General features: G+C 70.7%; 3 protein-coding genes. 1 reads left to right on the forward strand and 2 read right to left on the reverse strand.

Annotated elements, in window-relative coordinates; translation table 11 throughout:
- Positions 1–132 precede the first annotated feature (132 nt).
- Both ACWFR1_RS28630 and ACWFR1_RS28635 read right to left on the reverse strand, forming a co-directional pair.
- Complete coding sequence (locus ACWFR1_RS28630; protein WP_024761666.1) at positions 133–420, reverse strand: DUF3039 domain-containing protein; 288 nt, start codon at positions 418–420, stop codon at positions 133–135.
- Between the two features lie 30 nt (positions 421–450).
- Positions 451–1,011 (reverse strand): YqgE/AlgH family protein, encoded by a 561-nt coding sequence (locus ACWFR1_RS28635; RefSeq protein ID WP_453556022.1) that lies wholly within the window; start codon positions 1,009–1,011, stop codon positions 451–453.
- Between the two features lie 285 nt (positions 1,012–1,296).
- Here ACWFR1_RS28635 and murA point away from each other — a divergent pair, with 285 nt between their 5' ends.
- Positions 1,297–2,643 carry a UDP-N-acetylglucosamine 1-carboxyvinyltransferase gene (gene murA / locus ACWFR1_RS28640; protein WP_317595818.1) on the forward strand — a complete coding sequence of 449 codons (1,347 nt, stop codon included), beginning with the start codon at positions 1,297–1,299 and terminating at the stop codon, positions 2,641–2,643.
- The last annotated feature ends 121 nt before the right edge of the window (positions 2,644–2,764 follow it).

A 2,764-nucleotide genomic window follows, 5' to 3' on the forward strand; every position in this document is an offset into this window, starting at 1 on the left:
GCCCCTAAACCCCCCCCGCGGGGGCCCCCAACCCCCCTACGCCCCCCCCCCGGCGCCCCCCCCCCCGCCGCGCGGCCCCACCCCCCCCCGCGGGGGGCCGTCCCCGACGTCAGGACCTGACGGATCCCCCGCTTACTTGTCCTTGCCGCCCTTGTCCTTGTCGCCACCGCCGGCGCCCATGGACTCGTAGATCTCCTTGCACATCGGACAGACCGGGTACTTCTTGGGGTCGCGCCCCGGTACCCAGACCTTTCCGCACAGCGCCACGACGGGAGTCCCGTCGAGGGCGCTCGCCATGATCTTGTCCTTCTGGACGTAATGGGCGTAGCGCTCGTGGTCGCCGTCACCGTGGGACACCTGCGGAGTCGGCTCCACGAGGGTTCCCGTACCTGCCCCGCGTTCGGGCTCGAGAGTGCTCATAACCGCCAAGGGTACTGAAAGCCGTGGGCCTCAGTTGAGGGACGGGTCGTCGGGGTACGTCGCGATCATGGCGAGTTCGCCGCGCTGGCGGCGCAGGACCTGTCGCCAGAGGGCCTCGGGGCGCGGTGAGGAGACGTCTCCGGGCTCCGACTCGACCACGTACCAGGCTCCGTCGCCCAGTTCGGACTCCAGCTGGCCGGGGCCCCAGCCGGCGTATCCGGCGAAGATCCGCAGGGAGCCGAGGGCCGGTCCGAGCAGCTCGGGCGGGGCCTCCAGGTCGACGAGGCCGATCGCTCCGTACACCCTCCGCCAGCCGAGGGGGCCCTCGTCGCCGGGGATCACGGCGACGCCGAGCGCCGCGTCGAGCGAGACGGGGCCGCCCTGGAAGACGACGCGGGGCTCGCCGGCGAGACCGGCCCAGGGCGCGAGGATGTCGCCGACGGTTATGGGAGTGGGCCGGTTGAGGACCACGCCGAGCGAGCCCTCGTCGTCGTGGTCGAGCAGCAGGACGACCGCGCGGTCGAAATTCGGGTCCGCCAGCGCGGGGGTGGCCACGAGCAGCCGTCCTGTGAGCGAGGACACCTCGGTCATGCGACTCATGATCCCGCATCTTCGGCGTTCGCGGGTGCTGTCGGGCGTATCGGGCGGCGGTGACGGGAAGCCGACGGCCTTCGCAGTTCAGGAGGGCGCGGCGCGTCCTTCCCCGCGGACGAACCGGCACAAGCGGACGGTGACGCTCCGCAAGATCACGGGAGCAGAGGGTGTTGTGCCGAATTCATTACATCTGACAGACCCCCCGACACACCCGATCGGGGTCTCCTGGCCCCTTACCCTTTTCTCTGGCCACCCGACCGACCCGACCGGAACGCGAGATTCATGACCGGCACAGACAGCCATGATGTATTGCTCGTCCATGGCGGAACCCCGCTCGAGGGCGAGATCCGCGTCCGCGGCGCGAAGAACCTCGTGCCCAAGGCGATGGTCGCCGCCCTGCTCGGCAGCGGTCCCAGCCGACTGCGCAACGTTCCCGACATCCGTGACGTCCGCGTGGTCCGCGGGCTGCTCCAGCTGCACGGGGTGACGGTCCGTCCGGGCGAGGAGCCCGGCGAACTCGTCCTCGACCCGACGCACGTGGAGTCCGCGAACGTCGCCGACATCGACGCGCACGCCGGCTCGTCCCGCATCCCGATCCTCTTCTGCGGCCCGCTGCTGCACCGCCTGGGCCACGCCTTCATCCCGGGCCTCGGCGGCTGCGACATCGGGGGCCGGCCGATCGACTTCCACTTCGACGTGCTCCGCCAGTTCGGCGCCACGATCGAGAAGCGGGACGACGGTCAGTACCTGGAGGCCCCCCAGCGCCTTCGCGGTTGCAAGATCCGCCTCCCGTACCCCTCGGTCGGTTCGACCGAGCAGGTGCTGCTCACCGCCGTCCTCGCCGAGGGCGTCACCGAGCTGTCGAACGCGGCCGTGGAGCCCGAGATCGAGGACCTCATCTGCGTACTGCAGAAGATGGGCGCGATCATCTCCATGGACACCGACCGGACCATCCGGATCACCGGTGTCGACCGCCTCGACGGCTACACCCACCGGGCGCTCCCGGACCGCCTCGAGGCGGCCTCCTGGGCCTCGGCGGCGCTGGCGACCGAGGGCAACATCTACGTGCGCGGCGCCCAGCAGCGCTCGATGATGACCTTCCTCAACACGTACCGGAAGGTGGGTGGCGCCTTCGAGATCGACGACGAGGGCATCCGCTTCTGGCACCCGGGCGGCTCGCTCAACGCGATCGCCCTGGAGACGGACGTGCACCCCGGCTTCCAGACGGACTGGCAGCAGCCGCTGGTCGTGGCCCTGACGCAGGCCTCCGGCCTCTCCATCGTCCACGAGACGGTGTACGAGTCGCGCCTCGGCTTCACGTCCGCGCTGAACCAGATGGGCGCGCACATCCAGCTGTACCCCGAGTGCCTGGGCGGCTCCGACTGCCGCTTCGGCCAGCGCAACTTCCTGCACTCCGCGGTCGTGAGCGGCCCCACCAAGCTCCAGGGCGCCGACCTGGTCATCCCCGACCTGCGCGGCGGCTTCTCGTACCTGATCGCGGCGCTGGCGGCCCAGGGCACGTCCCGGGTCCACGGCATCGAGCTGATCAACCGCGGCTACGAGAACTTCATGGAGAAGCTCGTCGAGCTGGGCGCCAAGGTCGAGCTGCCGGGCAGCGCACTGGTCTAGCGAGGCCGTACGGGCCCTCCGGGGCCCGTACAACGCCTTCTGAGGCGCAAACGGAAGGGCGGCCACCCCCCGGCACGGGGGGCGGCCCGACGGCGCCGAAAGGCGGGCGGTATTTGCCGTT

The organism is Streptomyces sp. NPDC055103, from assembly GCF_053607625.1.

Excerpts from the sequence above, each read along its gene's own strand:
- ACWFR1_RS28635 (WP_453556022.1), bottom strand. The coding sequence starts at position 1,011 with ATGACCGAGGTGTCCTCGCTCACAGGACGGCTGCTCGTGGCCACCCCC.
- murA (WP_317595818.1), top strand. The coding sequence starts at position 1,297 with ATGACCGGCACAGACAGCCATGATGTATTGCTCGTCCATGGCGGAACC.
- ACWFR1_RS28630 (WP_024761666.1), bottom strand. The coding sequence starts at position 420 with ATGAGCACTCTCGAGCCCGAACGCGGGGCAGGTACGGGAACCCTCGTG.